The 21,402-nt window shown below is 72.7% G+C and carries 21 protein-coding genes; 1 reads left to right on the top strand and 20 read right to left on the bottom strand.

Annotation, left to right across the window (positions count from 1 at the left end; genetic code table 11):
- Positions 1-214 precede the first annotated feature (214 nt).
- The 15 genes from dprA to OO47_RS07165 all read right to left on the bottom strand — a co-directional run bounded on the left by dprA (position 215) and on the right by OO47_RS07165 (position 11,948).
- Positions 215-1,522, bottom strand: coding sequence for a DNA-processing protein DprA (gene dprA, locus OO47_RS07095; protein WP_033208324.1), 1,308 nt, complete (start codon positions 1,520-1,522; stop codon positions 215-217).
- Entirely contained in the window at positions 1,519-3,132 is a 1,614-nt protein-coding gene (locus OO47_RS07100) for a YifB family Mg chelatase-like AAA ATPase (RefSeq protein WP_030223061.1), read from the bottom strand. The genes dprA and OO47_RS07100 overlap by 4 nt, the downstream gene beginning before the upstream one ends.
- 1 nt (position 3,133) lies before the next feature.
- Entirely contained in the window at positions 3,134-3,598 is a 465-nt protein-coding gene (locus tag OO47_RS07105; RefSeq protein ID WP_078489517.1) for a YraN family protein, read from the bottom strand.
- Between the two features lie 130 nt (positions 3,599-3,728).
- Positions 3,729-4,037, bottom strand: a complete 309-nt coding sequence (locus OO47_RS07110; RefSeq protein ID WP_005311352.1) for a DUF2469 domain-containing protein — start codon at positions 4,035-4,037, stop codon at positions 3,729-3,731.
- Between the two features lie 55 nt (positions 4,038-4,092).
- Positions 4,093-4,611, bottom strand: coding sequence for an NUDIX hydrolase (locus tag OO47_RS07115; RefSeq protein WP_030223068.1), 519 nt, complete (start codon positions 4,609-4,611; stop codon positions 4,093-4,095).
- A gap of 125 nt (positions 4,612-4,736) precedes the next feature.
- Positions 4,737-5,603 carry a signal peptidase I gene (gene lepB / locus OO47_RS07120; protein WP_078489518.1) on the bottom strand — a complete coding sequence of 289 codons (867 nt, stop codon included), beginning with the start codon at positions 5,601-5,603 and terminating at the stop codon, positions 4,737-4,739.
- Between the two features lie 53 nt (positions 5,604-5,656).
- Positions 5,657-6,595 (bottom strand): signal peptidase I, encoded by a 939-nt coding sequence (lepB, locus tag OO47_RS07125; RefSeq protein ID WP_030223074.1) that lies wholly within the window; start codon positions 6,593-6,595, stop codon positions 5,657-5,659.
- Positions 6,531-7,547, bottom strand: coding sequence for a signal peptidase I (lepB, locus tag OO47_RS07130; RefSeq protein WP_030223077.1), 1,017 nt, complete (start codon positions 7,545-7,547; stop codon positions 6,531-6,533). Before lepB (OO47_RS07130) ends, lepB (OO47_RS07125) begins: the two co-directional genes overlap by 65 nt.
- Positions 7,540-8,460 carry a signal peptidase I gene (lepB, locus tag OO47_RS07135; RefSeq protein ID WP_030223080.1) on the bottom strand — a complete coding sequence of 307 codons (921 nt, stop codon included), beginning with the start codon at positions 8,458-8,460 and terminating at the stop codon, positions 7,540-7,542. The genes lepB (OO47_RS07130) and lepB (OO47_RS07135) overlap by 8 nt, the downstream gene beginning before the upstream one ends.
- Before the next feature lie 69 nt (positions 8,461-8,529).
- On the bottom strand, positions 8,530-8,880 hold the full coding sequence (gene rplS / locus OO47_RS07140) for a 50S ribosomal protein L19 (protein ID WP_030223083.1): 351 nt from the start codon (positions 8,878-8,880) through the stop codon (positions 8,530-8,532).
- Between the two features lie 128 nt (positions 8,881-9,008).
- Positions 9,009-9,830 carry a tRNA (guanosine(37)-N1)-methyltransferase TrmD gene (trmD, locus tag OO47_RS07145; RefSeq protein WP_030223085.1) on the bottom strand — a complete coding sequence of 274 codons (822 nt, stop codon included), beginning with the start codon at positions 9,828-9,830 and terminating at the stop codon, positions 9,009-9,011.
- Complete coding sequence (gene rimM, locus OO47_RS07150; RefSeq protein WP_030223088.1) at positions 9,827-10,405, bottom strand: ribosome maturation factor RimM; 579 nt, start codon at positions 10,403-10,405, stop codon at positions 9,827-9,829. Before rimM ends, trmD begins: the two co-directional genes overlap by 4 nt.
- Positions 10,406-10,513: 108 nt before the next feature.
- Complete coding sequence (locus OO47_RS07155) at positions 10,514-10,753, bottom strand: RNA-binding protein (RefSeq protein ID WP_020868149.1); 240 nt, start codon at positions 10,751-10,753, stop codon at positions 10,514-10,516.
- A gap of 2 nt (positions 10,754-10,755) precedes the next feature.
- The gene (rpsP, locus tag OO47_RS07160; RefSeq protein ID WP_015036470.1) at positions 10,756-11,199 is read right to left on the bottom strand and encodes a 30S ribosomal protein S16; all 444 of its coding nucleotides are present in this window, start codon (positions 11,197-11,199) and stop codon (positions 10,756-10,758) included.
- Between the two features lie 155 nt (positions 11,200-11,354).
- The gene (locus tag OO47_RS07165; protein ID WP_030223094.1) at positions 11,355-11,948 is read right to left on the bottom strand and encodes a hypothetical protein; all 594 of its coding nucleotides are present in this window, start codon (positions 11,946-11,948) and stop codon (positions 11,355-11,357) included.
- 444 nt (positions 11,949-12,392) lie between these two features.
- Here OO47_RS07165 and OO47_RS07170 point away from each other — a divergent pair, with 444 nt between their 5' ends.
- The gene (locus OO47_RS07170; RefSeq protein ID WP_033208333.1) at positions 12,393-13,124 is read left to right on the top strand and encodes a class I SAM-dependent methyltransferase; all 732 of its coding nucleotides are present in this window, start codon (positions 12,393-12,395) and stop codon (positions 13,122-13,124) included.
- A gap of 171 nt (positions 13,125-13,295) precedes the next feature.
- Here the strand turns inward: OO47_RS07170 and ftsH are convergent, their stop codons facing one another.
- The 5 genes from ftsH to OO47_RS07195 form a co-directional block, all read right to left on the bottom strand.
- Positions 13,296-15,254 (bottom strand): ATP-dependent zinc metalloprotease FtsH, encoded by a 1,959-nt coding sequence (gene ftsH, locus OO47_RS07175; protein ID WP_051716294.1) that lies wholly within the window; start codon positions 15,252-15,254, stop codon positions 13,296-13,298.
- Positions 15,255-15,387: 133 nt separating this feature from the next.
- Positions 15,388-16,941, bottom strand: coding sequence for a signal recognition particle protein (gene ffh, locus OO47_RS07180; protein WP_030220533.1), 1,554 nt, complete (start codon positions 16,939-16,941; stop codon positions 15,388-15,390).
- A 114-nt stretch (positions 16,942-17,055) separates the two neighbouring features.
- On the bottom strand, positions 17,056-19,524 hold the full coding sequence (locus OO47_RS07185) for a [protein-PII] uridylyltransferase (protein WP_030220539.1): 2,469 nt from the start codon (positions 19,522-19,524) through the stop codon (positions 17,056-17,058).
- A gap of 21 nt (positions 19,525-19,545) precedes the next feature.
- Entirely contained in the window at positions 19,546-19,884 is a 339-nt protein-coding gene (locus OO47_RS07190; protein WP_015036464.1) for a P-II family nitrogen regulator, read from the bottom strand.
- Positions 19,881-21,230: an ammonium transporter gene (locus tag OO47_RS07195; protein WP_030220540.1), complete on the bottom strand. Its 1,350-nt coding sequence runs from the start codon at positions 21,228-21,230 to the stop codon at positions 19,881-19,883. Before OO47_RS07195 ends, OO47_RS07190 begins: the two co-directional genes overlap by 4 nt.
- Positions 21,231-21,402 lie beyond the last annotated feature (172 nt).

Consider the following 21,402-nt stretch of genomic DNA (forward strand, 5'->3'; position numbering starts at 1 on the left):
TGTCGGGGTGGATGAGGGTGTCGTGGAGGGAATCCCGGTGAGCGTAGCGTGAGTGTGCCGTCGCGGTGAGCGAACGTCGGTGGATCGCGCCGCTCCGGGTGGACGCCGTCGACCGCATCTTCGAACCGGGACCGTGGCGCGGGTCGGCCCCTCGGGTGCGGCCGAGAGAACTCGATTGTTCATCGCCTTCACCTTTTCACCCGAATGCTCCGGGTCAAGTACCGCCTCGCCGCGCGTTCGACGCCGGTGTGGCGGTGTTCGTCAACTGCCAGCCCGCTCCGTACCGTTCGACGAAGCCGAGGGAGTGGAGTTCGTACAGCTTGGCGAGGGTCTCGTCGGGGTGGGTGCCGGCGCGGCGGGCGATGGCGGTGGTGGGGGTCGGGCCGTGGGCGGGGACGGCCTCCAGGACGTGTGCCGTGGCGGGGGCGAGGAGGTCGCGGGGCAGGACGGGTCCTCGGCGCGTCGGGGCGAGCTGGCCCATGTCCCCGACGAGCTCGACGATCTCCTCGGCGTCGGTGACGAGGGTGGCGTCGCCGCGCAGGAGTTCGTGGACGCCCGCGGAGAGGGCGCTGGTGACCGGTCCGGGCACGCCCATGGTGTGGCGGCCGAGCCGGGTGGCGGCGCGGGCGGTGGAGAGGGAGCCGCTGCGGTGCTGCGCCTCGACCACGACGGTTCCGCGGGTGAGGGCGGCGATGACGCGGTTGCGGAGGATGAAGCGACTGGGGGTGGGGTGGCTTCCGGGCGGCAACTCTCCTGCGACGAGGCCCTGTTCGGCGACGCGCCGGATGAGCCGGTCGTGGCCGCGGGGATAGGAGACGTCGACGCCGCAGGCGAGGACGGCGATGGTGGCGCCGTCGGCGGCGAGGGCGCCCCGGTGGGCCGCGGCGTCGATGCCGTAGGCGGCCCCGGAGACGACGACCCAGCCCTTTCTCGCGAGGCTGGTGGCGAGGTCGGTGGCGACGTGGGCGCCGTAGGGGGTGCAGGCGCGGGCGCCGACGAGCGCGACGGAGCGCAGGGCCCAGGTGCGCAGGTCGGCGGGGCCCCGGAGCCAGAGGCCGACGGGGCGGGCGTCTCCGAGGTCGTCGAGTTGCCGGGGCCATTCGGTGTCGCCGGGGACGAGGAACCGGCCACCGAGGGCGTGGACGGCGTCGAGGTCGCGGGCGGGTTCGGCGGCGGCGGCGCGCAGGCGCCAGGAGGCGACGCGCTTGCGGCCGGTGCCGGGGAAGGGGCCTTCGCCGGGGCGGGTGTCGCCGTCGGGACGGGTGTCGTCGGGGCGGGTCTCTTCGGGGCGCAGGAGTCGTTCCAGGAAGCCGGTGGCTCCGTACCGGCGGATCCAGCGACCGGCGTGTTCGTCGCCTGGTTCGACGGTACGGGTGAGGGCGGCACGGGCGAGCCGTTCGTCCGTGGGAGCGGCGGGTGCGGTGGGAGCGACGGGGCCGCCGGACGTGGCGGGGACGTCAGGGGTGGAGGGAGCATCAGGGGTGGTGGGGACGTCGGGGGTGTCAGGGGCGGCGAAGGTCATGCCCGGTCCCCCGTTCCGACGGGTACGCCGCGGGTGACGCCGGTGCGCATCTCCAGGGCGAGGGCGACGTCCTGGTGGTCGGGCCGGTCGTGTCCGGCCAGGTCGGCGACGGTCCAGGCGACGCGCAGGACGCGGTCGAGGCCGCGGGCGGTGAGGAGGCCGCGTTCGATGTCGCGTTCGGCTTCGACGAGGGCTCCCGGCGCGGCGTGGTAGCGGGTGCGGAGCTCGTGGCCGGGGATCTCGCTGTTGACGCTCCAGGGTGTGTCGGCGAGCCGGGCGGCGGCCCGGTCGCGGGCCTCGCGGACGCGCGCGGCGACGACTGCGGTGCTCTCTCCCCTGCCGCCCTGCCCGAGGAGGTCGGCGCGGGTGACGGGCTCGGCCTCGACCCGGAGGTCGACCCGGTCGAGCAGGGGCCCGGAGAGGCGCGCCTGGTAGCGGCGGACGAGTGAGGGCGGGCATTCGCAGCCGGCTCCGTGCAGGGTGTGCCGTCCGCAGGGGCAGGGGTTGGCGGCGAGGGCGAGGAGGAAGCGGGCGGGGAGGCGGACGACTCCGGCGGCGCGGGCGATGACGACGTGCCCGGATTCGAGGGGCTGGCGGAGCGCGTCGAGCGCCTTGCCCGAGAATTCCGGGGCTTCGTCCAGAAACAGGATGCCGCGGTGGGCGAGGGAGACGGCGCCGGGCCTGGGGAGCCCGTTCCCGCCACCGACGAGGGACTGCATGGTGGCGGAGTGGTGGGGCGCGCAGTAGGGGGCGCGGCGGACGAGGGGTTCGCCGGGCGGGAGGATGCCGGCGACGGAGTGGACGGCGGTGACCTCCAGGGACTCCTGTCGGGTGAGGGGCGGGAGGATGCCGGGGAGGCGTTCGGCCAGCATGGTCTTCCCCGCGCCGGGCGGTCCCGAGAGCAGCAGGTGGTGGCTGCCGGCGGCGGCGATCTCCAGGGCGCGACGGGCGTGGTGCTGGCCCGCGACGTCGGCGAGGTCGGGCCCTTCGGCGGGATCGGCGGCGAGTCCGGTACCGATGCCGGCGCCGGGGACGAGGAGCCCGGCGAGCATGGCGTCGGGTCGTCCTTCCTCGGTGGGTTCCTCGTCGGGGACGGGTTCGTCGGTGAGGACGGCGATCAGCTGGCGGAGGCTGCGGACGCCGAGGACGGAGACGCCGGGGACGAGCGAGGCCTCGCCGGCGGTCTGCTCGGGGACGACGACCTGCCGGTATCCGGCGTCGGCGGCGGCGAGGACGGCGGGCAGGATGCCGCGGACGGGGCGGACGCGTCCGTCGAGTCCGAGTTCGCCGATGAGGACGAGGTCGGCGATGGTGCGCGGGTCGATCCGCTCGGCGGCACCGAGGACCGCGGCGGCGACAGCGAGGTCGAAACCGCTGCCGCCCTTGGGGACGGATGCCGGGCTGAGGCCGACGGTGAGCTTCTTCTGGGGCCATTCGGCGCCGGAGTTGACGACGGCGGCACGGACGCGGTCGCGGCTCTCGGTGAGGCTCTTGTCGGGGAGGCCGACGAGGGCGAAGGCGGCGACGCCGGGTTCGAGGTCGGCCTGCACTTCGACGACGACGCCCTCGACGCCGACGAGGGCGACGGAGCAGGTGCGGGCGAACCCCATCTCAGGCCACCCCCCGGGCGTGGGTGAGGACGGGGGCGCCGCGGCGGGGCAGGACGATGCCGACGAGGTCGATGCGCACGCCGCCGGCGGGGGCCGGGGTGCCGCTGCGGTCGAGCCAGCAGGCGGCGAGGCGGCGGAGCCGTTCGGCCTTGCGGGGCGTGACGGCGGACATCGGGTGCTCGTAGGAGCCGTGGCGCCGGGTCTTGACCTCGCAGATGACGAGGGTGTCGCCGTCGCGGGCGACGATGTCGATCTCTCCGGCCCGGCCGCAGCGCCAGTTGCGGGCGAGGACGCGCATGCCGGCCTCGATGAGTCGGCGGGCCGCCAGTTCCTCCCCGTACCGTCCGAGCGCGCGAGTGGCGCCGGCCTTGCCGGGCGTGTCGGTCGTACCAGTCGTATTGGCCGTGTCGGTCGTACTGGTCGTGTCGGCCGTGCCGGTTGTACTGGTCGTATCGGTCGTATTCATACGGACCACCTCCGTCACCGACTGTGACGGGGTGGGGCATTCCGTGTGCGGCGCTGTGGACGACCGGGGGGTTGTGGAAAACCCTCTCACCCGTGGGGGTGCGTTTCCCGTGGCACCCCCACCGCCGTCCTCAGCTGCCGGGGAGTTCGAGGTCGCTCTTGTTGAGCTCCTCGATGTTCACGTCCTTGAACGTGAGGACGCGGACCTGCTTCACGAACCTGGCCGGCCTGTACATGTCCCAGACCCAGGCGTCGGCCATGCTGACCTCGAAGAAGACCTCTCCCTGAACCGAGTGCACCTGCATCTCGTAGTCGTTGGTGAGGTAGAAGCGTCGTTCGGTCTCGATCACGTATTTGAACAGGCCGACGACGTCGCGGTACTCCCGGTAGAGCTTCAGCTCCATCTCGGTCTCGTACTTCTCGAGGTCCTCGGCGCTCATGGCATGTTCCCCTTCAGCCGTGCGTCCCCCCATTGTGCGCCAGTCGTACGCGCCCCTAGACGATTTCCGGGGCGAGGACGACCGGCGTACGCGGAGGTCCCTCGTCGAGCAGCGTGCGCAGCAGCTCGGCGAGCCTGGTCGGGTACACCGTCTCACGGGCGGCCGACAGTTCGGCGGAGGTCCACCATCTCAGGCCCGAGAGACTGCGGGTCTCCAGCTCCGTGAGGGCCTGCGGCCCGGGCGCGGCATCGGCCCGGCGGGTGCGGGCGAGGTAGTACCACTCGTCCTGGTCCCAGCGGCGTCCGGCGAAGGGGAAGGAGCAGTGCCGGGTCCAGAGCACGGGCCCGAGGTCGACGTCGGTGATGCCGGTCTCCTCCGCGAGCTCGCGAAGCGCCGCTTTCTCCCGGGTCTCGTCGCCCTCCAGGCCTCCTCCGGGGGTGAACCACCAGGTGAGACCGGGGTCATCGGGCTCGTGGCCGTGCAGCAGCAGGACGCGGTCGTCGGGGTCGAGCAGGACGACCCGCGCGACCTTCCGCACCACGGGCCCCGCGCCCGTATCCGTATCCGTATCCACGCCTGTGCCTGTGCCCGTACCCGTACCCGTATCCACGCCCGTGCCTGTGCCCGTACCCGTATCCACGCCCGCGCACGTATCCACGCCCGTACCCATATCCGCGTCCGCGCCCCGTGCACGCTCCGTCATGTCCCCGCCCCCGTCCTCTTCCCGGCTCCGGCAGACCCGGTCGCGGCCGCTCCAGGCCCGGACGCCCCAGGCCCGGGCGCCCCAGTTCCGGGCGTCCCAGTTCCGGGCGTCTCGGACCCGGTCCCGGTCCGCCGGCCGTCCGTCCGCCGGTTCAGGACCCGGGACGCCGGCCCGTACGCGGCCCCCGCGAAGACCAGTACGGCGCCGGCCGTGATCATCGTGAGGAGGGTCTTGAACGGCCCGGGCTCGGAGAGACCGCCGGGGAGGCCGGCGAAGCCCGCCGGGCGGTCCAGGAGGCCCTCGGCGGGCCAGACGACGGCGTCGACCCTGGCGACGACCGTGGAGCGGGGCACGGAGCCCCGGCCCGCGTCTTCGAGATGGGTGCGGGAGTCGAGGGAGGTGTACCGGTCGTCACCGAGGAGGAAGAGGCTGTCCTCGGGGACGGTCACGGAGAAATCCTGGTCGGAGGCGGTCTTCCGGCCGTTCAGGCCGGGCCCGACGTACGGCTCGTCGACGGCCCTGCCGTCGACGGTGAGCCGCCCGCTCCCGTCGCAGCAGGCGACGGTGTCGCCGCCGACGGCCACGACCCGCTTGACCATGGGCGAGGAGCCCCACAGCGGGTCCTCGAAGACGACGACGTCGCCGCGCTTCACCTCGGCCCCGTCGATGCGCTCGGCGAGCACGCGGGAGTTGACGTCGAGGGTGGGGGTCATGGAGTCGGTGGGGACGGTGTACGGCCGGTAGACCAGGGCGCCCCAGACGAACCCGCCGAGGAAGAGCGCACAGCCGACGGCCACGGTCAGCCCCGACAGCACGCTGCCGAGGCGGCCGTGGCCGCCCTTGGTCCGTATGGTTCCGCTCATGTGCACCCCAGAGGTCTGTCGACGGTCCGGGACGGCACACTACCCGCGGGTCGTTACCCGGCGGTATGCCGCGCGAGCTGCTTCTTCCGGCGCCACAGCACCAGCGGGAGCGCCCCGGCGAGGCTCGCCGCGCCGAGCGGGGCGGCGGCCACCGCCTGGTTCAGGGCGGGGTTGTCGAAGATGCCCGGCACGGGGAGCGTGGCCCAGCGGGTGACCGGCCAGGCGACGACGACGGCGCGGCCCACGACCAGGTCGTTGGAGACGGTGCCGCCGCCGGGAAGCTCCTGGTGGAAGCGGGAGTCCAGCGAGTTCTGGCGGTTGTCGCCCATGACCCAGATGCGGCCCTCGGGGACCTTGACCGGGCCGAAGGAGTCCTGGCAGGGGACGGAGCCGGGGTAGAGGTACGAGGTCTCGTCGAGCGGCACCCCGTTGAGGACGACCTTGCCGCCCTCCTTGCAGGAGACGGTGTCGCCGCCGACGGCGATGACGCGCTTGATGAGGTCCTTCTCCTCGGCGGACGGCATGAGGCCGATGAAGCTGAGGAACTTCTGCACCACGTTCGGCTTGGGCGTCACGGCGGTCTCCAGCCAGCCGCCCGGGTCGTGGAAGACGACGACCTCGCCGCGCTCGGGCTCGGAGCCGAACCAGGGGGTCAGCTTGTCGACGAGGACCCGGTCGCCCTTCTTGAGGGCGTTCATCATCGATTCCGAGGGGATCGAGAACGCCTGCACCAGGAAGGTCTTGATCAGCAGGGCGAGCACCAGCGCGATGCCGACGAGGAGGGGCAGCTCCTTCCAGAAGGAACGCTGCTTCTTGGGGGGCCGGCCGGCCCCGCCCGTTCCGTCGCCGTGCGGCGTCCCGTCACCGTGCGGCGTCCCGTCGCCGTGCGACACCTCGTCATCCGTCACGTTGCCACCCGCCACGTCGTCAGCCCTGGCCTCGTCGGCCCTCTTCTCGGGCCCATCGTGTCCGGATCGTGCGCCGACGGCCAAATCCCCCACATCCACTCCTCAGTCCGTGCGAACGCCTGCCCCGGAACAGGGACAGGCCCACCACTCCCATAACGAGCAGAAGTTCCGCAGGGGTCGGGAGCCCGGGCAATCCGTTCAGATTCCGCGGGGACACACTATGCGAAGGGCCGAGCGCGTCGCCGGAGCCCGCACGGGCGTCCGGCACCCCCGCGAAGGTCTCCCGCTCCTCCAGGCTCCGCCAGTGGCCGACGGGCCAGGCGATCACCACGGCACGCCCCACGACCTGCTCCTCCGAGACGGTGCCGTGGTCCTTCTCGTCGAGGTGGAAGCGGGAGTCGGCCGAGTCGGAGCGGTGGTCGCCGAGGACGAAGATCCGGCCCTCGGGGACCTTCACCTCGAAGGGGATGGTGGACGGCGCGTTCCCCGGGTGCAGGTACGGCTCGTCCAGCGGTACGCCGTTGACGGTGAGCCGCCCGTCCTCGCCGCAGCAGCGGACGGTGTCGCCGCCGACGGCCACGACCCGCTTGATGAGGTCCCGTTCGTCGGCCGAGGGCAGCAGCCCGATGAAGGTCAGGGCCTGCTTGGCCTGCTTGACGCCGACGGGGTCGTCGGCGGGCGGCACGGGGTCCTGGTGGAGCCAGTTGCCGGGGTCCTTGAAGACGACGACATCGCCGCGCTGCGGACGGGAGCCGAACCAGGGGGTGAGCTTGTCGACGAGGACCCGGTCCTGGATCCGGATCGTCTGCTCCATGGAACCGGAGGGGATGACGAACGCCTGGACGAGGAAGGTCTTGAGGACGAGGGCGATGAGGACGGCGACCGTGACCAGGATCGGGATCTCCCGGAGCGCGGAGCGCCGCCGGCGCCGCTTGACCTTGCGGGCGAGCTTGCGCCGCTCGGCCCGCCCGGGCAGTACGGGGCCCTGCTCGGGGGCGTGGCCGGCTCCGCCGGCCGGCCGTCCCCGGCTACCCACGGCTCCCCGTTCGCGGGGTCGCGGGCCCCGTCGGATGCCCGCCGGCCGGTGGCGCCGGCACGGCGTCGAAGGCGTCCGTGCCCGCCACCCCGTTCCAGCGGCCGAAGGGCCAGGCGATCCAGTCGGCGCGTCCGACGACCTTGTCGACGGGGACCATGCCGCCGCCGGGGCTGCCCAGGTGGTCCCGGGAGTCGCTGGACTGGCTGCGGTGGTCGCCCATGACCCAGAGCCGGTCCGGGGGGACGACGATGTCGAAGGGCACGGCGGAGGGCTGGTCTCCGGGCACCAGGTACCGCTCCACGACGACGGTGCCGTTGACGGTGAGGCGGCCGTCCTCGTCGCAGCAGACGACCCGGTCGCCGCCGGTGCCGACGACCCGCTTCACGAAGTCGGTCTCGGCGGGCTCCGCGAGCCCGAGGGCCGCGGCCCCGTCGCGCAGCAGGCCGCCGACGGGGTCGCCCTCGGGCTCCTCCCGCACGAAGGAGCCGGTGCCGTCGAAGACGACGACGTCACCGCGGCGCGGCTCGTCCCCGAAGCGGTACGCCAGTTTGTTCACCAGGATCCGGTCGCCGACCTGGAGCGTCGGTTCCATGGAGCGGCTGGGGATCAGGAACGGCTGCGCCACGAAGTGGCTCACGAGCAGCAGGAAGGCCACGCAGGCGGCGCCCACGAGGACCGTGCGCCGCCAGGAGGGCGCGCCGTCGGTCTCCTCGGAGAACCCGGGGGCCGCGGAGTGCCCAGAACCCCCGAAGCCCGCGGAGTCCCCGGAGTCCGCGGAGTACTCAGAACCCCCGGAAGCCGCGGAGTCCCCGGAAACGCGCGCGGAGCGCGGCCCTTCCTCCGTACCGGAATCCCTGTCGGGTTCCGCGTCGGAAGAGGGGCCGCGCTCCGTGTGCTGTGCTTCGGTGTCCATCGCCGGACAAGCCTATCCGGCCTGTCTGTGAGGGGAACCGGAAGCGCGGTGCGTGCCGGGAGCCGGGGCTCAGCGGTCGCGCTTCTCCTTGATCTTGGCGGCCTTGCCGCGCAGCTCGCGGAGGTAGTAGAGCTTGGCACGGCGCACGTCACCGCGCGTCACGAGCTCGATCTTCTCGAAGATCGGGCTGTTGACCGGGAAGGTGCGCTCGACGCCGACGGAGAACGAGACCTTGCGGACCGTGAAGGTCTCGCTGACGCCCGAGCCCTGGCGGCGGATGACGACGCCCTTGAACTGCTGGATGCGGGAGCGGTTGCCCTCGATGACGCGGACGTGCACGTTGACGGTGTCGCCCGGGCGGAAGGCGGGGAGGTCGGAGCGGAGCGAAGCCGCGTTGACCTGGTCGAGCAGGGAGGCCATGGAGGTCTCTTTCCTCGCTGATGCCACAGGTCATCAGCGGTACGTTCGAAAGGGTTTCGGAGACCGTCCGCTCCTGGCGGCGTCGTTCCCCCTGTGGCAGGGGCGCGCGCCGGACGGACGGCAGCGGCCTATTCTTCCACGCCCTCGACCCTGCGCCAAAATCGGCCGCCGGGCTCGGGGGCCCACCCCATCATGGAGAGGATCTCCCGGTCCTTCTTGTCGAAGGCGGCCGGGTCGCAGCGCTCGATGAGGTCGGGCCGGTGCGCGGCGGTGCGGCGGAAGGCCTCGTCGCGCCGCCAGCGGGCGATCTTCCCGTGGTGACCGCTGAGGAGCACGTCGGGGATGCCCCGGCCGCGCCACTCGGGGGGCTTGGTGTAGACGGGGCCCTCCAGGAGGTTGGCCATGGCCCCGGGGGCGAAGGAGTCGTCCCGGTGGGACTCGGCGTTGCCGAGGACGCCGGGCAGGAGGCGGGCGACGGCCTCGGTGACGACGAGGACGGCTGCCTCTCCGCCGGCCAGGACGTAGTCCCCGATGGATACCTCGTAGACCGGCATCCGGGTCGCGTACTCGTCCACGACCCGGCGGTCGATGCCCTCGTAGCGGGCCGGGGTGAAGATCAGCCAGGGCCGCTCGGAGAGTTCGACGGCCAGCTCCTGGGTGAAGGGGCGGCCGCTGGGGGTGGGGACGACGAGGACGGGGCCGTGGGCGCCGCCCTCGTACCCGTCGGCGAGGGTCTGGTCGAGCGCGTCGCCCCAGGGCCCGGTCTTCATGACCATGCCGGGGCCGCCGCCGTACGGGGTGTCGTCGACCGTGTTGTGCCGGTCGTACGTCCATCCGCGCAGGTCGTGGACGTGGACGTCGAGCTGTCCGCGCGCGCGTGCCTTGCCGACGAGGGAGACGTTCAGCGGTTCGAGGTACTCGGGGAAGATCGTGACGACGTCGAGCCTCATGCCCGCTCCTCGCCGGACTCCTCGGAGGAACCGGCCTCGTCCTCGCGGGAGGAGGCGATCTCGGCGCGGTCGTCGATCAGGCCGGGCGGCGGGTCGATCACGGCCCGCTGCTCCTCCAGGTCGATCTCGGTGACGATCTCCCCGACGAAGGGGATCATCAGCTCGGTGCCGTCGGGGCGTTCGACGATGAAGAGGTCCTGGGACGGCAGATGGGAGATCTCGGTGATGCGCCCGATCTCGGTGCCGTCGGCGAGGACGACGTCGAGGTCGATCAGCTGGTGGTCGTAGTACTCGTCCTCCTCCTCGGGCATCTCCGTGGGGTCGACCTCGGCGATGAGGAGGGTGTTGCGCAGGGCCTCGGCGGCGGTGCGGTCGCGGACGCCCTCGAAGCGCAGCAACAGGCGGCCGCTGTGAACGCGGCCGGTCTCGATGGTCAGCGGCCCGGCGGAGGCCGGGTCGGTGAGCAGGACGGCGCCGGGGCCGAGCCTGAGCTCGGGCTCGTCCGTGCGCACCTCGACGGTGACCTCGCCCTTGATGCCGTGGGCGCGCCCGATCCGCGCGACTACCAACTGCACTGCTTCACTCTCTCCTGTCACACAGCTCGTACGACAACGGGCCGGGGCGGGCTCGTAAGCCCTCCCCGGCCCGTGCCGGCACAACTCAAGGTGATGCTGCCGACCTTCTCAGCGGACCTGGTCCACGTCGACGAGGTCGACCCGGATCCCACGGCCGCCGATGGCTCCCACGACGGTGCGCAGCGCACGCGCGGTGCGGCCGTTGCGGCCGATCACCTTGCCGAGGTCGTCGGGGTGGACCCGGACCTCGAGCACGCGGCCCCGGCGCAGGTTGCGCGAGGCGACCTGCACCTCGTCGGGGTTGTCGACGATGCCCTTCACGAGGTGCTCGAGAGCCTCCTCGAGCATGATCAGGCCTCGGTCGACTCGGTGGACGCGGCCTCGGCCTCGTCCGCCTTCTTGTCGGCCTTCTTGGCCTTCGGGGTGATGGCCTCACCCTTGTCGTCGCCGCCCTCGAGGGTCTTCGCGAACTCGTCGAACGAGGCGCGCTTCGCCTCCTTGGTGGCGGGGACGAGCAGCGCCTTCTCGGGGGCCGGGAGGCCCTTGTGCTTCTGCCAGTCGCCGGTGAGCTTCAGGATGGCGAGGACCGGCTCGGTCGGCTGGGCGCCGACGGACAGCCAGTACTGCGCACGCTCGGAGTCGACCTCGATACGCGACGGGTTGTACGTCGGGTGGTAGAGGCCGATCTCCTCGATCGCGCGACCGTCGCGGCGGGTGCGCGAGTCGGCGACGACGATGCGGTAGTGCGGCTGGCGGATCTTACCGAGGCGCTTGAGCTTGATCTTGACTGCCACTGGAGTGGTGTCTCCTGGTCTATGACGTGGTTGGGCACTTGAGATGCCACGTGGGGTTGCGGTACTCGGATGCCCGATGGACGCGTCAGCCGGAGGAGAGAGGGGTCCTGTGCGACTGTCGAGTACAGCTAGCCATTGTGCCACACGCCGGGGGGTCAGTTGGCGGCGCCCACCGTCTCCGGGATGCGGAAGGGCTTGCCGCAGCCGCCGCAGACGATCGGGGCCTGGGCGAGGACCGACGGGACCACGCGCACGTTGCGCCCGCAGTCGCAGACGGCCTTGACCCGCACGCCGCCGCCCGAGGAGCCGTGCCGGGCGGCCGGTCCGCGGAAGGAGCGCTTGGTGTCGGCGGCGGTGGCGACCGTGTGGGCCTTGAGGGCGCGCTGGAGCCGTTCGATGGTGGGGCGGTAGCGCCGTCTGGCCTCCGCGTTGAGCGTGACCAGGGAGAAGCCGCTGCTGGCATGCGGCTCCTCGGGGTGGTCGAGGCCCATCTCCTCGGCGATCGCGAGGAAGCGGCGGTTGTGGTAGCGGCCGGCGCGGGAGGTGTCGCGGACGCCTCTGGCGGCGGCGATGCCGTGGACCGCCTCGTGGAGGAGTCGTTCGAAGGAGAGTTCGGCGCCACAGGCGGACGAGGACTCCCCGATGAGGGATTCGGGCGCGGCAAGGTCGGGCAGCTCGGGGTGGTGCCGCTGAATGTCGGCCCACGCCTGTGCCAGCTCTGCGGCGAGAACAGGTGGTGTCGTGCTCACGTCGGGTACAACGAGCCGGAGTGCCCCCGGGTTCCATTCCGGGGCATCCCAAATATTTTGCACTTACCAGTCAGTTGCCATTGATGCGTCCCGACGAGGGCCAGTGCGCCGATCTGCGGAGAAGCCGCGCGGGAAGCCACAAGCCCGTACGCAGCGGCGCATACGCCCCGGCGCGGAGCCCGGCTGTGCACGCCCCCGTCCGGGCGACTCCGCCCCGGCGGCCCGGGGCCCGTCTCCGGAGGTCCCGGGCGTGCGCGCCCCCAGGGGGCGCGCCCTCGAGCGGGCACGAAGTGTTGCGGGGAGATTACCGGGTCCCCGCGCGCGGGCGCACACCGCCCCTCCCCCGGACGAATCGGTCCGCCCCGACCACTGGACGCGGACCCCGATGCGGAGTTCCCTGACTACGGGGAGCTGTCGTCCGAGCACTGATTGGGGCGCTTATCCATGACACCTACGCTCGTCCCGCACCACCCCGCGCGCGACTGGGCCGAGATCCAGGAACGGATGCTCGTCCCCCTCTACGAGGCGGTGTACGACCGCCTCGGCGTGGACGGGGCCTCCCGGGTCCTCGGCCTGGGCTGCGGCTCGGGCCTGGCCCTCCTCATGGCGGCCGCGCGGGGCGCCCGGGTGGCCGGCGCGGACCGGGACCACGCGCGCGTGGAGCTGGCCAGGGAGCGGCTCCCGGAGGACGTCGCCGTCACCGGGGAAGCGCCGGAGTGTGCCCCGTACGACGTGGTCACCGCCTTCCACGCGACGGACGCCCTGCTCCCGGAGCTCGCGGCCGTCACCCGTACGGCTCAACCTGGCACGACCGTCGTCCTCGCCGGCTGGGGACCCCCGGAGCGGTGCGCCACGGAACCGGTCCTGCGGCTCGCGGCCCGGCTCGCCGACCGCCGCCCGGCGGCTGGGCTCGGCCCGGACCTGGACGCGCTCGCGGCCGCGGCGGGGCTGCGGCCGGCCGGCTCGGGCCGGGTGGCCTGCCCCTTCGGGTACGCCGACGGGGCCAGCGCGGTGCGGGGCCTGCTCTCGACGGGCGCCTTCGACGAGGCGGTCCGCGCGACCGACCCCTCCCAGGTGGAGAAGGAGATCGAGGAGGCGCTCGCCCCGTACGTCCGCCCGGACGGGACGGTGTGGATGCCGAACGTCTTCCGGTACGTGATCGCCCGCACACCCTGAGACCCGTACGCCCCGGGGCCCGCACGCCCGCGACCAGCACGCCCTGAGACCCGTACACCCCGGGGCCCGCACGCCTGCGACCCGTACGCCCTGAGGTACGCACCCCCCTGGGACCCGTGCGCCTGGGGCAACACGTACGCGCCGCTCCCCGCGCGCCCTTGGGGGAGCCCCTCACTCCCCCGGCCGCTCCGGGTTCGGGCCCACGCCCGGCTCGGGGCCCGGGGCCGGGCGGGCGATGCCCGCCGCGCGGTAGGCCGCCTCCTCCTCCAGGGTCTCGTTCGCCAGAAGGGCCTCGGCCAGGGCGTCCAGCTTGTCCCGGTGCTCGTCGAGCCGCCGCAGCGCGACCTCGTAGCACTCGTCGACGATCCGCCGCATCTCCCGGTCGACGGTGTCCAGGGTCGCGGGGGCCGCCGAAAGCCCGTACGCCTGCTGGGCGTCGCTCGGGATGGCGGTGAGGCGGCCGACGCTCTCGCTCATCCCCCACCGGCCCGCCATCCCCCGGGCGATGTTGGTGACCTGTTCCAGGTCGCTCTCGGCCCCCGTGGTGATCACCCCGAACACCACCTGCTCGGCCGCCATCCCGCCGAGGGCGCCGATGATCCGGCCGCGCAGGTACTCCTCCGTGTAGGCGTACTTGTCGGCGTCGGGGGTCGACAGGGTGACGCCCAGGGCCCGGCCGCGCGGCACGATGGTGATCTTCCGGACCGGGTCGGCGCCCGGCTGGAGCATGCCGAGCAGGGCGTGGCCGCTCTCGTGGTACGCGGTCCGCCGCCGCTCCTCCTCCGGCATCACCAGGGGCCGTTCCGCACCGAGTTGGACCTTCTCCAGGGCGTCGGACAGATCGGACTGCGTGACGGCCTTCTGCTCGCGCTTGACCGCGAGCAGCGCGGCCTCGTTGGCGAGGTTGGCGAGTTCGGCGCCGGTCATGCCGGGGGTCGTACGGGCCACCTGCTCCAGGTCGACGTCCTCGGCGAGCGGGATCTCCCGGGTGTGGATGCGCAGGATGGCCTCGCGGCCGCCCCGGTCCGGCGGGTTGACGTGCACGATCCGGTCGAAGCGGCCGGGCCGGGTGAGGGCGGGGTCGAGGACGTCGGCGCGGTTGGTGGCGGCCAGGACGATGACCCCCTCGGAGCCGGTGAAGCCGTCCATCTCCGTGAGGATCTGGTTGAGGGTCTGCTCGCGCTCGTCGTGGCCGCCCATCCCGGAGCCGCCGCCCCGGGCCCGGCCGATGGTGTCGATCTCGTCGATGAAGACGATCGCCGGGGCGACCTTGCGGGCCTCGGCGAACAGCTCCCGCACCCGGGAGGCGCCCACGCCCACGATCATCTCGATGAACCCGGAGGCGGAGGCCGAGAAGAACGGCACCCCGGCCTCGCCCGCGACGGCCCGCGCGAGGAGCGTCTTGCCGGTGCCGGGAGGTCCGGCGAGGAGCACGCCCCGGGGCATCTTGGCGCCCATGGCCCGGTAGGCGTCCGGGTTCTTGAGGAAGTCGACCACGTCGTTCAGCTCGCCCTCGACCTCGTCGATGCCGGCGACGTCCGCGAAGGTGGTGCGCTTCCCGGTCTCCAGCTCGACCGGCTTGGGCGGCTGCTTGCGGCCCAGCATGCCGCCGGCCCCGCCCATGCCCGCGCTCATCCGGCGGGCGATGAACACCCACAGCAGGACGAGCAGCAGCATCGGCGCGAGCGAGAGGAGCAGGTTGGCGAGGAAGCTGCGCTCCTGGACGACCGGTTCGGCGGTGACGACGACGTTCTGCCTGGTCAGCTGCGCCCACAGGTCGTCGTCCGCGAAGGCGGGCCGCTGGGTGGTGAACTTGGTGTAGTCGCCCTCGCCGTCGGGGACGGGCTGCTTGTTCTTCAGCTGCCCCTGGATCGCGTCGCCCTTGGAGTAGATCTTGGTGACGTTCCCGGCGGCGACCTGCTTGTCGAACTCGGTGTACGAGATCGTCGGGCCGTCGCCGTCGTTGAAGAACGACAGGACGATGTTGGTCAGCAGGTAGACGACGAGCGCGGTGAGGATCAGTCCGCCCCAGCCGCCCGGCATCCGCTTCTTCGGCGACGGGGGCGGCGGGGCCCCTTCCGAGCGCCAGGGCTGGTCGGTCCGGTCGCGCGGGGGTGCGGGGTCGGCCACGTGACTCTCCTCGGGGCGGCAGTGGCCCCAGTATCGAAGAGCGGGAGGAACCGGGCACCGCGGGCGGTCCGGAGGGATGAAGAGGGGCCCGGAGCGGTGTGACACCGCTCCGGGCCCCTCCTCGTACCGGCTGTCAGCCCATGAACTTCTTGAACTCGTCCGGCAGCTCGAAGTCCTTCGGGCTCTGGCCCGCCCCGGGCAGGCCGAAGGCGCCGCCCTGCTGCGCCTGCTCGCGGCGCTCGGCGGCGGCCTGCTCCTCGGCCTTCCGCTTCATCGGGTTGCCGCTCTTGCGCTTGCCCTTGGCCTGCTTGACCTGCTTCTTCTGCCGGCCGGGGCCGCCACCCATGCCGGGGATGCCGGGCATGCCCGGGAGGCCGCCGCCCTGGGCCATGCGGGACATCATCTTGCGGGCCTCGAAGAACCGCTCGACCAGGCCCTTGACCGCGCTGACCTCGACGCCGGAGCCCTTGGCGATGCGGGCGCGACGGGAGCCGTTGATGATCGTCGGGTCCTGGCGCTCGCCGGGGGTCATCGACTTGATGATGGCGGCCGTGCGGTCGACGTCCTTCTCGTCGATGTTGTTGATCTGGTCCTTCATCTGGGCCATGCCCGGGAGCATGCCGAGCAGCTTCGAGATGGAGCCCATCTTGCGGACCTGCTCCATCTGGGCCAGGAAGTCGTCGAGCGTGAACTCCTGGCCCTTCTTCGACGCGAGCTTCGAGGCCATCTTGGCGGCCTCTTCCTCGTCGAAGGTCTGCTGGGCCTTCTCGATGAGGGAGAGCATGTCGCCCATGCCGAGGATGCGGGACGCCATGCGGTCCGGGTGGAACGCGTCGAAGTCGTCCAGCTTCTCGCCGTTGGAGGCGAACATGATCTGCTTGCCGGTGACGTGCGCGATGGAGAGCGCGGCACCACCGCGGGCGTCGCCGTCGAGCTTGGAGAGCACGACGCCGTCGAAGCCGACGCCGTCGCGGAAGGCCTCGGCGGTGTTGACCGCGTCCTGGCCGATCATGGCGTCGACGACGAAGAGGATCTCGTCGGGGGAGACGGCGTCGCGGATGTCCGCGGCCTGCTGCATCAGCTCCTGGTCGATGCCGAGGCGGCCGGCGGTGTCGACGATGACGACGTCGTAGAGCTTGGTGCGCGCGTACTCGATGGAGTCCTTGGCGACCTGGACCGGGTCGCCGACGCCGTTGCCCGGCTGGGGGCCGTAGAAGGCCACGCCCGCGCGGTCGGCGACGACCGAGAGCTGGTTGACGGCGTTGGGTCGCTGGAGGTCGCAGGCGACGAGCAGCGGGGAGTGGCCCTGGCCCTTGAGCCAGAGGCCGAGCTTTCCGGCGAGGGTGGTCTTGCCGGCGCCCTGGAGACCGGCGAGCATGATCACGGTGGGCGCGGTCTTGGCGAACCGCAGGCGACGGGTCTCGCCGCCGAGGATGGCGACCAGCTCGTCGTTGACGATCTTGATGACCTGCTGGCTGGGGTTGAGCGCCTTGGAGACCTCGGCGCCGAGGGCCCGCTCCTTGACGTTCCGGATGAACGCGCGCACGACCGGCAGGGCGACGTCGGCCTCGAGGAGGGCGATACGGATTTCCCGGGCGGCGCTGTCGATGTCCTGCTCGGACAGACGGCCCTTGCCGCGGAGACTCTTGAAGGTGCTCGCCAGGCGGTCGGAGAGGGTATCGAACACAGCGCTCGTCGGTCCTTGGGGTCGGGGGCGGGGAATCGCCCTCCAGGGTATCCGGCCCTGCGAAGAAAACGTCCCCGCCCACCGGGAAGCGGTGAACGGGGACGAGCCCCCGGGTCACCCCAGCGCCGTCTCCAGCGTCCTCGCCAGGTCCACCGCCTCCTCCGGCGGCAGCAGGGAGCCGTCCGGGCGGGTCACGTAGAGGGTGTCGACGGCGTTGGCGCCGAGGGTGGAGACGTGGGCGCTCCTGACCCGTACCGCCGCTCCCTCCAGGGCGCGGCCGATGCGGTGCAGGAGGCCGGGGGCGTCCTGGGCGCGGACCTCGATGACGGTGGCGAGGCGGGAGTCGGCGGCGGCGACGGTGACGCGGGGCGGCGGGGCGGCGAGGCCCCGGCGCCGGGGGTAGGCGGCCTCGCGTTCGGCGAGACGGGCGGGGATGTCGAGGGAGCCGTCGAGGGCGCGGACGAGGTCGGCGCGGAGCCGGGCGGCCTCGGGCAGGGAGCCGTACTCGGCGGCGACGCGCCAGTCGAGGACGAGGACGGAGCCGGAGCCGAGGCCGGTGGGGAGGTCGACGGCCCGCAGGTCGGCGGCGCGGACGGTGAGGCGGTGCAGGGCGAGGACGCCGGCGACGGCGGGCAGGACGCCGGGCCGGTCGGGCAGCGCGATGACGAGTTCGACGCCGACGGGCTCGGGCGCGGCTTCGCCGGAAGGGGAGTCGTCGTGGGCGGCCGCGTGCTCGTCCCGGGTGTGGAGGGCGAGGACGGGTTCGCCGGTGCGCAGGGCCTCGATGGCGAGGCGTTCCTGCTCGGCGCTGGGGGCGGCGGCCTCGGGGTCGGGCAGGGGTTCTCCGGCGAGGACGCCCGCGACCCGTTTGACCAGGTCGGCAACGAGCGAGGCACGCCAGGAGGACCAGGCGGCGGGCCCGGTGGCGAGGGCGTCGGCCTCGGTGAGGGCGTGCAGGAGTTCCAGGGTGCCGAGGGTGCCGACGGCGGTGGCGACGGCCTGGACGGTGGCGGGGTCGTCGAGGTCGCGCCGGGTGGCGGTCTCGACCAGGAGGAGGTGGTGGCGGACGGCGGTGGCGACGGTGGCGGTGTCGGTGCGGTCGAAGCCGACGCGGGCGGCGAGGTCGCGGGCGATGGTCTCGCCGGCGACGGAGTGGTCGCCGGGCCAGCCCTTGCCGATGTCGTGGAGGAGGGCGGCGACGAGGAGGAGGTCGGGGCGGCCGACGCGGCGGGTGAGGGAGGCGGCGCGGACGGCGGTCTCGACGAGGTGGCGGTCGACGGTCCAGGTGTGGACGGGGTTGCGCTGGGGGCGGCAGCGGACGCGTTCCCAGTCGGGGAGGAGCCGGGTGACGATCCCCTCGGCCTCCAGGGCCTCCCAGACGGGGACGGTGGCCTCGCCGGCGCCGAGGAGGGTGACGAGTTCCTCGCGCGCCTCGGCGGGCCAGGGCACGGGGAGGGGTTTGGCGGTGGCGGCGAGCCGGCGTACGGCGTGCGGGGAGAGCGGCAGGCCGGACTGGGCGGCCGCGGCGGCGGCCCGCAGGGGCAGGACGGGGTCGCGCTCGGGTCGGGCGGTGCGGGCGAGGACGACCTCGCCGTCCATCTCGACCACGCCCTCGGCGAGCGGGGTGCGCTCGACCGGGGGTTTGCCGCCGGTCCGGCCGCCCAGGAGGGACCGGAGCCGGGGGCGGGCCGAGCGGGCCTTGAGGACGCGGTTGACCTCGCGCCAGGTGACGTCGGTGGCGTACGAGATGGTCCGGGCGGCCTCGTACACCTCGCGGAGCAGGGTGTCGGCGTCGAGGAGGCCGAGTTCGGCGGCGACGGCGTCCTGCTCCTGGAGGGCGAGCCGGTCGGTGGCGCGGCCGGTGGCCAGGTGGAGGGCGTCGCGGGCGTCGAGGAGGGCGCGGCGGGCGCGGTCGAGGCCTTCGCGGGGGGCGTCGGCGAGCCAGGAGGCGGCGACGGCGCGCAGGGCCTGGGCGTCGCGCAGTCCGCCGCGGGCCTCCTTGAGGTCGGGTTCGAGGAGGAACTGGAGCTCGCCCGTGCGTTCGGCGCGCTCGCGGCAGAGCGCGTCGAGTTCGGGGAGGCGCCTGGGGGCCTGGTTGCGCCAGTCGGCGAGGACGGTGGTGCGCAGGGCGGCGACGAGTCCGGCGTCTCCGGCGAGGGGCCGGGCGTCGAGGAGGCCGAGGTGGACCTTGAGGTCGTCGGCTGCGGTGGCGCGGGCCTCGGCGGGGGTGCGGACGGAGTGGTCGAGGGCGAGGCCGAGGTCCCAGACCGGGTACCAGATGCGGTCGGCGAGGGCGGCGATCGCGGCCTTGTCGGCGGTGCCGTCGTGGAGCAGGAGGAGGTCGAGGTCGCTGCGGGGGGAGAGTTCGGAGCGGCCGTAGCCGCCGACGGCGACGAGGGCGGTGCCGCGGGGCGGCGCGGCGGCGGCGAAGAGGCCGGCCAGCCAGTCGTCGGTGAGGCGGGCGAGGGCGGCACGGCGCGGCGGCCCGGACCGCTCCTTCTCGTGGAGGAGGAGCAGCCGGGCCGCCGCGTAACCGCCGGGTCCCGATTCTTCGTTCTGTGCGCTGACTTCGAGGCTCGTCACCCGGCGGCTCCTCACGTGTTCCTACAGTGCGTCCGGACCGCGCTCGCCGGTGCGGACCCGTACGGCGGTCTCGACCGGCACGCTCCACACCTTGCCGTCTCCGATCTTGCCGGTTCGGGCGGCCTTGACGACGACGTCGATGAGCTGTTCGGCGTCCTCGTCCTCGACCAGGACCTCGATGCGGATCTTGGGGACCAGGTCGACGGTGTACTCGGCGCCCCGGTAGACCTCGGTGTGGCCGCGCTGGCGTCCGTAGCCGCTGGCTTCGGTGACGGTGAGGCCGTGGACGCCGAACGCCTGGAGGGCCTCCTTGATCTCGTCGAGCCGGTGCGGCTTCACGACCGCGGTGATGAGCTTCATGCGTCCACCTTCTTGTTCTCCGTGACGGCCGGGGCGGGGGCGGCGGCGGTGGTGCGGGAGGAGGTGCCGCCGCCGGCTCCGCTGAAGTCGTACGCGGTCTCGGCGTGCTCGACCTGGTCGATGCCGGAGACCTCGTCGTCCTCGCTGACTCGCATCCCGATGGTCTTGTCGACGATCAGGGCGAGGATCGCGGAGGCGATCAGAGAGTAGGCGAGGACCGCGAAGACGCCGATCGCCTGCTTGCCGAGCTGTTCCAGGCCGCCGCCGTAGAAGAGGCCCTTGGCGTCGGACTGGACGCCGCCGGTGGCGAAGAAGCCGACGAGGAGGGAGCCGACGACGCCGCCGACGAGGTGGACGCCGACGACGTCGAGGGAGTCGTCGTAGCCGAACTTGTACTTGAGGCCGACGGCCATGGCGCAGAGGAGGCCGGCGACGGCGCCGACGGCGATCGCGCCGAGGGGGCTGACGGAGCCGCCGGCGGGGGTGATGGCGACGAGTCCGGCGACCGCGCCGGAGGCGGCGCCGAGGGTGGTGAAGGAGCCGTGGCGGATCTTCTCGTAGGCGAGCCAGGCGAGCATGGCGGCGGCGGTGGCGACCTGGGTGTTGACGAACATCACGGCGCCGACGCCGTCGTCGTTGCCGAGCCAGGAGCCGGCGTTGAAGCCGAACCAGCCGAACCAGAGGAGGGCGGCGCCGAGCATGACCAGCGGGAGGCTGTGCGGGCGCATCGGGTCCTTCTTGAAGCCGACGCGCTTGCCGATGACGAGGATGACGCCGAGGGCGGCGGCGCCGGCGTTGATGTGGACGGCCGTGCCGCCGGCGAAGTCGATGACGCCCATCTCGAAGAGCCAGCCGCCGGAGCCCCAGACCCAGTGGGCGACGGGGAAGTACACGATCGTGGCCCAGAGGGTGACGAAGAGGGCCCAGGCGGTGAACTTGACGCGGTCGGCGAGGGCGCCGCTGATGAGGGCGGGGGTGATGACCGCGAACATCAGCTGGAAGACGGCGAAGACGTAGACGGGGATGGTGTAGCCGTCCCACAGTTCGGTGATGCCGATGCCGCTGAGGCCTACGTAGTCGGAGGACCAGCCGACGATCGAGCCGACGTCGGTGCCGAAGGCGATGCTGAAGCCGTAGAGCACCCACAGGATCGTGACGATCCCGAGGCTGACGAAGCTCATCATCAGCATGTTGAGGGTGGACTTGACGCGGACCATGCCTCCGTAGAAGAAGGCGAGTCCCGGGGTCATCAGCATGACCAGGGCGGAGCAGATGAGCATGAACCCGGTGTTGGCGGCGGACAGCGCGGGGGCGTCTGCGGCCAGGGTCGTGATGGCTGGTGCCATCGGCGTCTCCTCGTCGTCGGTACGGCCTGTGCGGGGCGGGGCCGGAGAGCGGCCGGCCATGAGGGGTGGCCGGTTATGGCCCAGAGATTCGCGCAGCGCGGTTTCCGGCGGTGCCGCTCGATGTTTCGGAGCCGTGACGAAGGGGTGGGGCGTGTTACGTGACGGTGAACAC

Source organism: Streptomyces bikiniensis (assembly GCF_000716625.1).
GTDB lineage: Bacteria > Actinomycetota > Actinomycetes > Streptomycetales > Streptomycetaceae > Streptomyces > Streptomyces bikiniensis.

Excerpts from the sequence above, each read along its gene's own strand:
- lepB (WP_078489518.1), bottom strand. The coding sequence starts at position 5,603 with ATGAGCGGAACCATACGGACCAAGGGCGGCCACGGCCGCCTCGGCAGC.
- trmD (WP_030223085.1), bottom strand. The coding sequence starts at position 9,830 with ATGAGGCTCGACGTCGTCACGATCTTCCCCGAGTACCTCGAACCGCTG.
- OO47_RS07195 (WP_030220540.1), bottom strand. The coding sequence starts at position 21,230 with ATGGCACCAGCCATCACGACCCTGGCCGCAGACGCCCCCGCGCTGTCC.
- rplS (WP_030223083.1), bottom strand. The coding sequence starts at position 8,880 with ATGGCCTCCCTGCTCGACCAGGTCAACGCGGCTTCGCTCCGCTCCGAC.
- OO47_RS07170 (WP_033208333.1), top strand. The coding sequence starts at position 12,393 with ATGACACCTACGCTCGTCCCGCACCACCCCGCGCGCGACTGGGCCGAG.
- OO47_RS07190 (WP_015036464.1), bottom strand. The coding sequence starts at position 19,884 with ATGAAGCTCATCACCGCGGTCGTGAAGCCGCACCGGCTCGACGAGATC.
- lepB (WP_030223080.1), bottom strand. The coding sequence starts at position 8,460 with ATGGACACCGAAGCACAGCACACGGAGCGCGGCCCCTCTTCCGACGCG.
- OO47_RS07105 (WP_078489517.1), bottom strand. The coding sequence starts at position 3,598 with ATGAATACGACCGATACGACCAGTACAACCGGCACGGCCGACACGACC.
- dprA (WP_033208324.1), bottom strand. The coding sequence starts at position 1,522 with ATGACCTTCGCCGCCCCTGACACCCCCGACGTCCCCACCACCCCTGAT.
- OO47_RS07155 (WP_020868149.1), bottom strand. The coding sequence starts at position 10,753 with ATGCTCGAGGAGGCTCTCGAGCACCTCGTGAAGGGCATCGTCGACAAC.
- OO47_RS07100 (WP_030223061.1), bottom strand. The coding sequence starts at position 3,132 with ATGGGGTTCGCCCGCACCTGCTCCGTCGCCCTCGTCGGCGTCGAGGGC.
- OO47_RS07110 (WP_005311352.1), bottom strand. The coding sequence starts at position 4,037 with ATGAGCGCCGAGGACCTCGAGAAGTACGAGACCGAGATGGAGCTGAAG.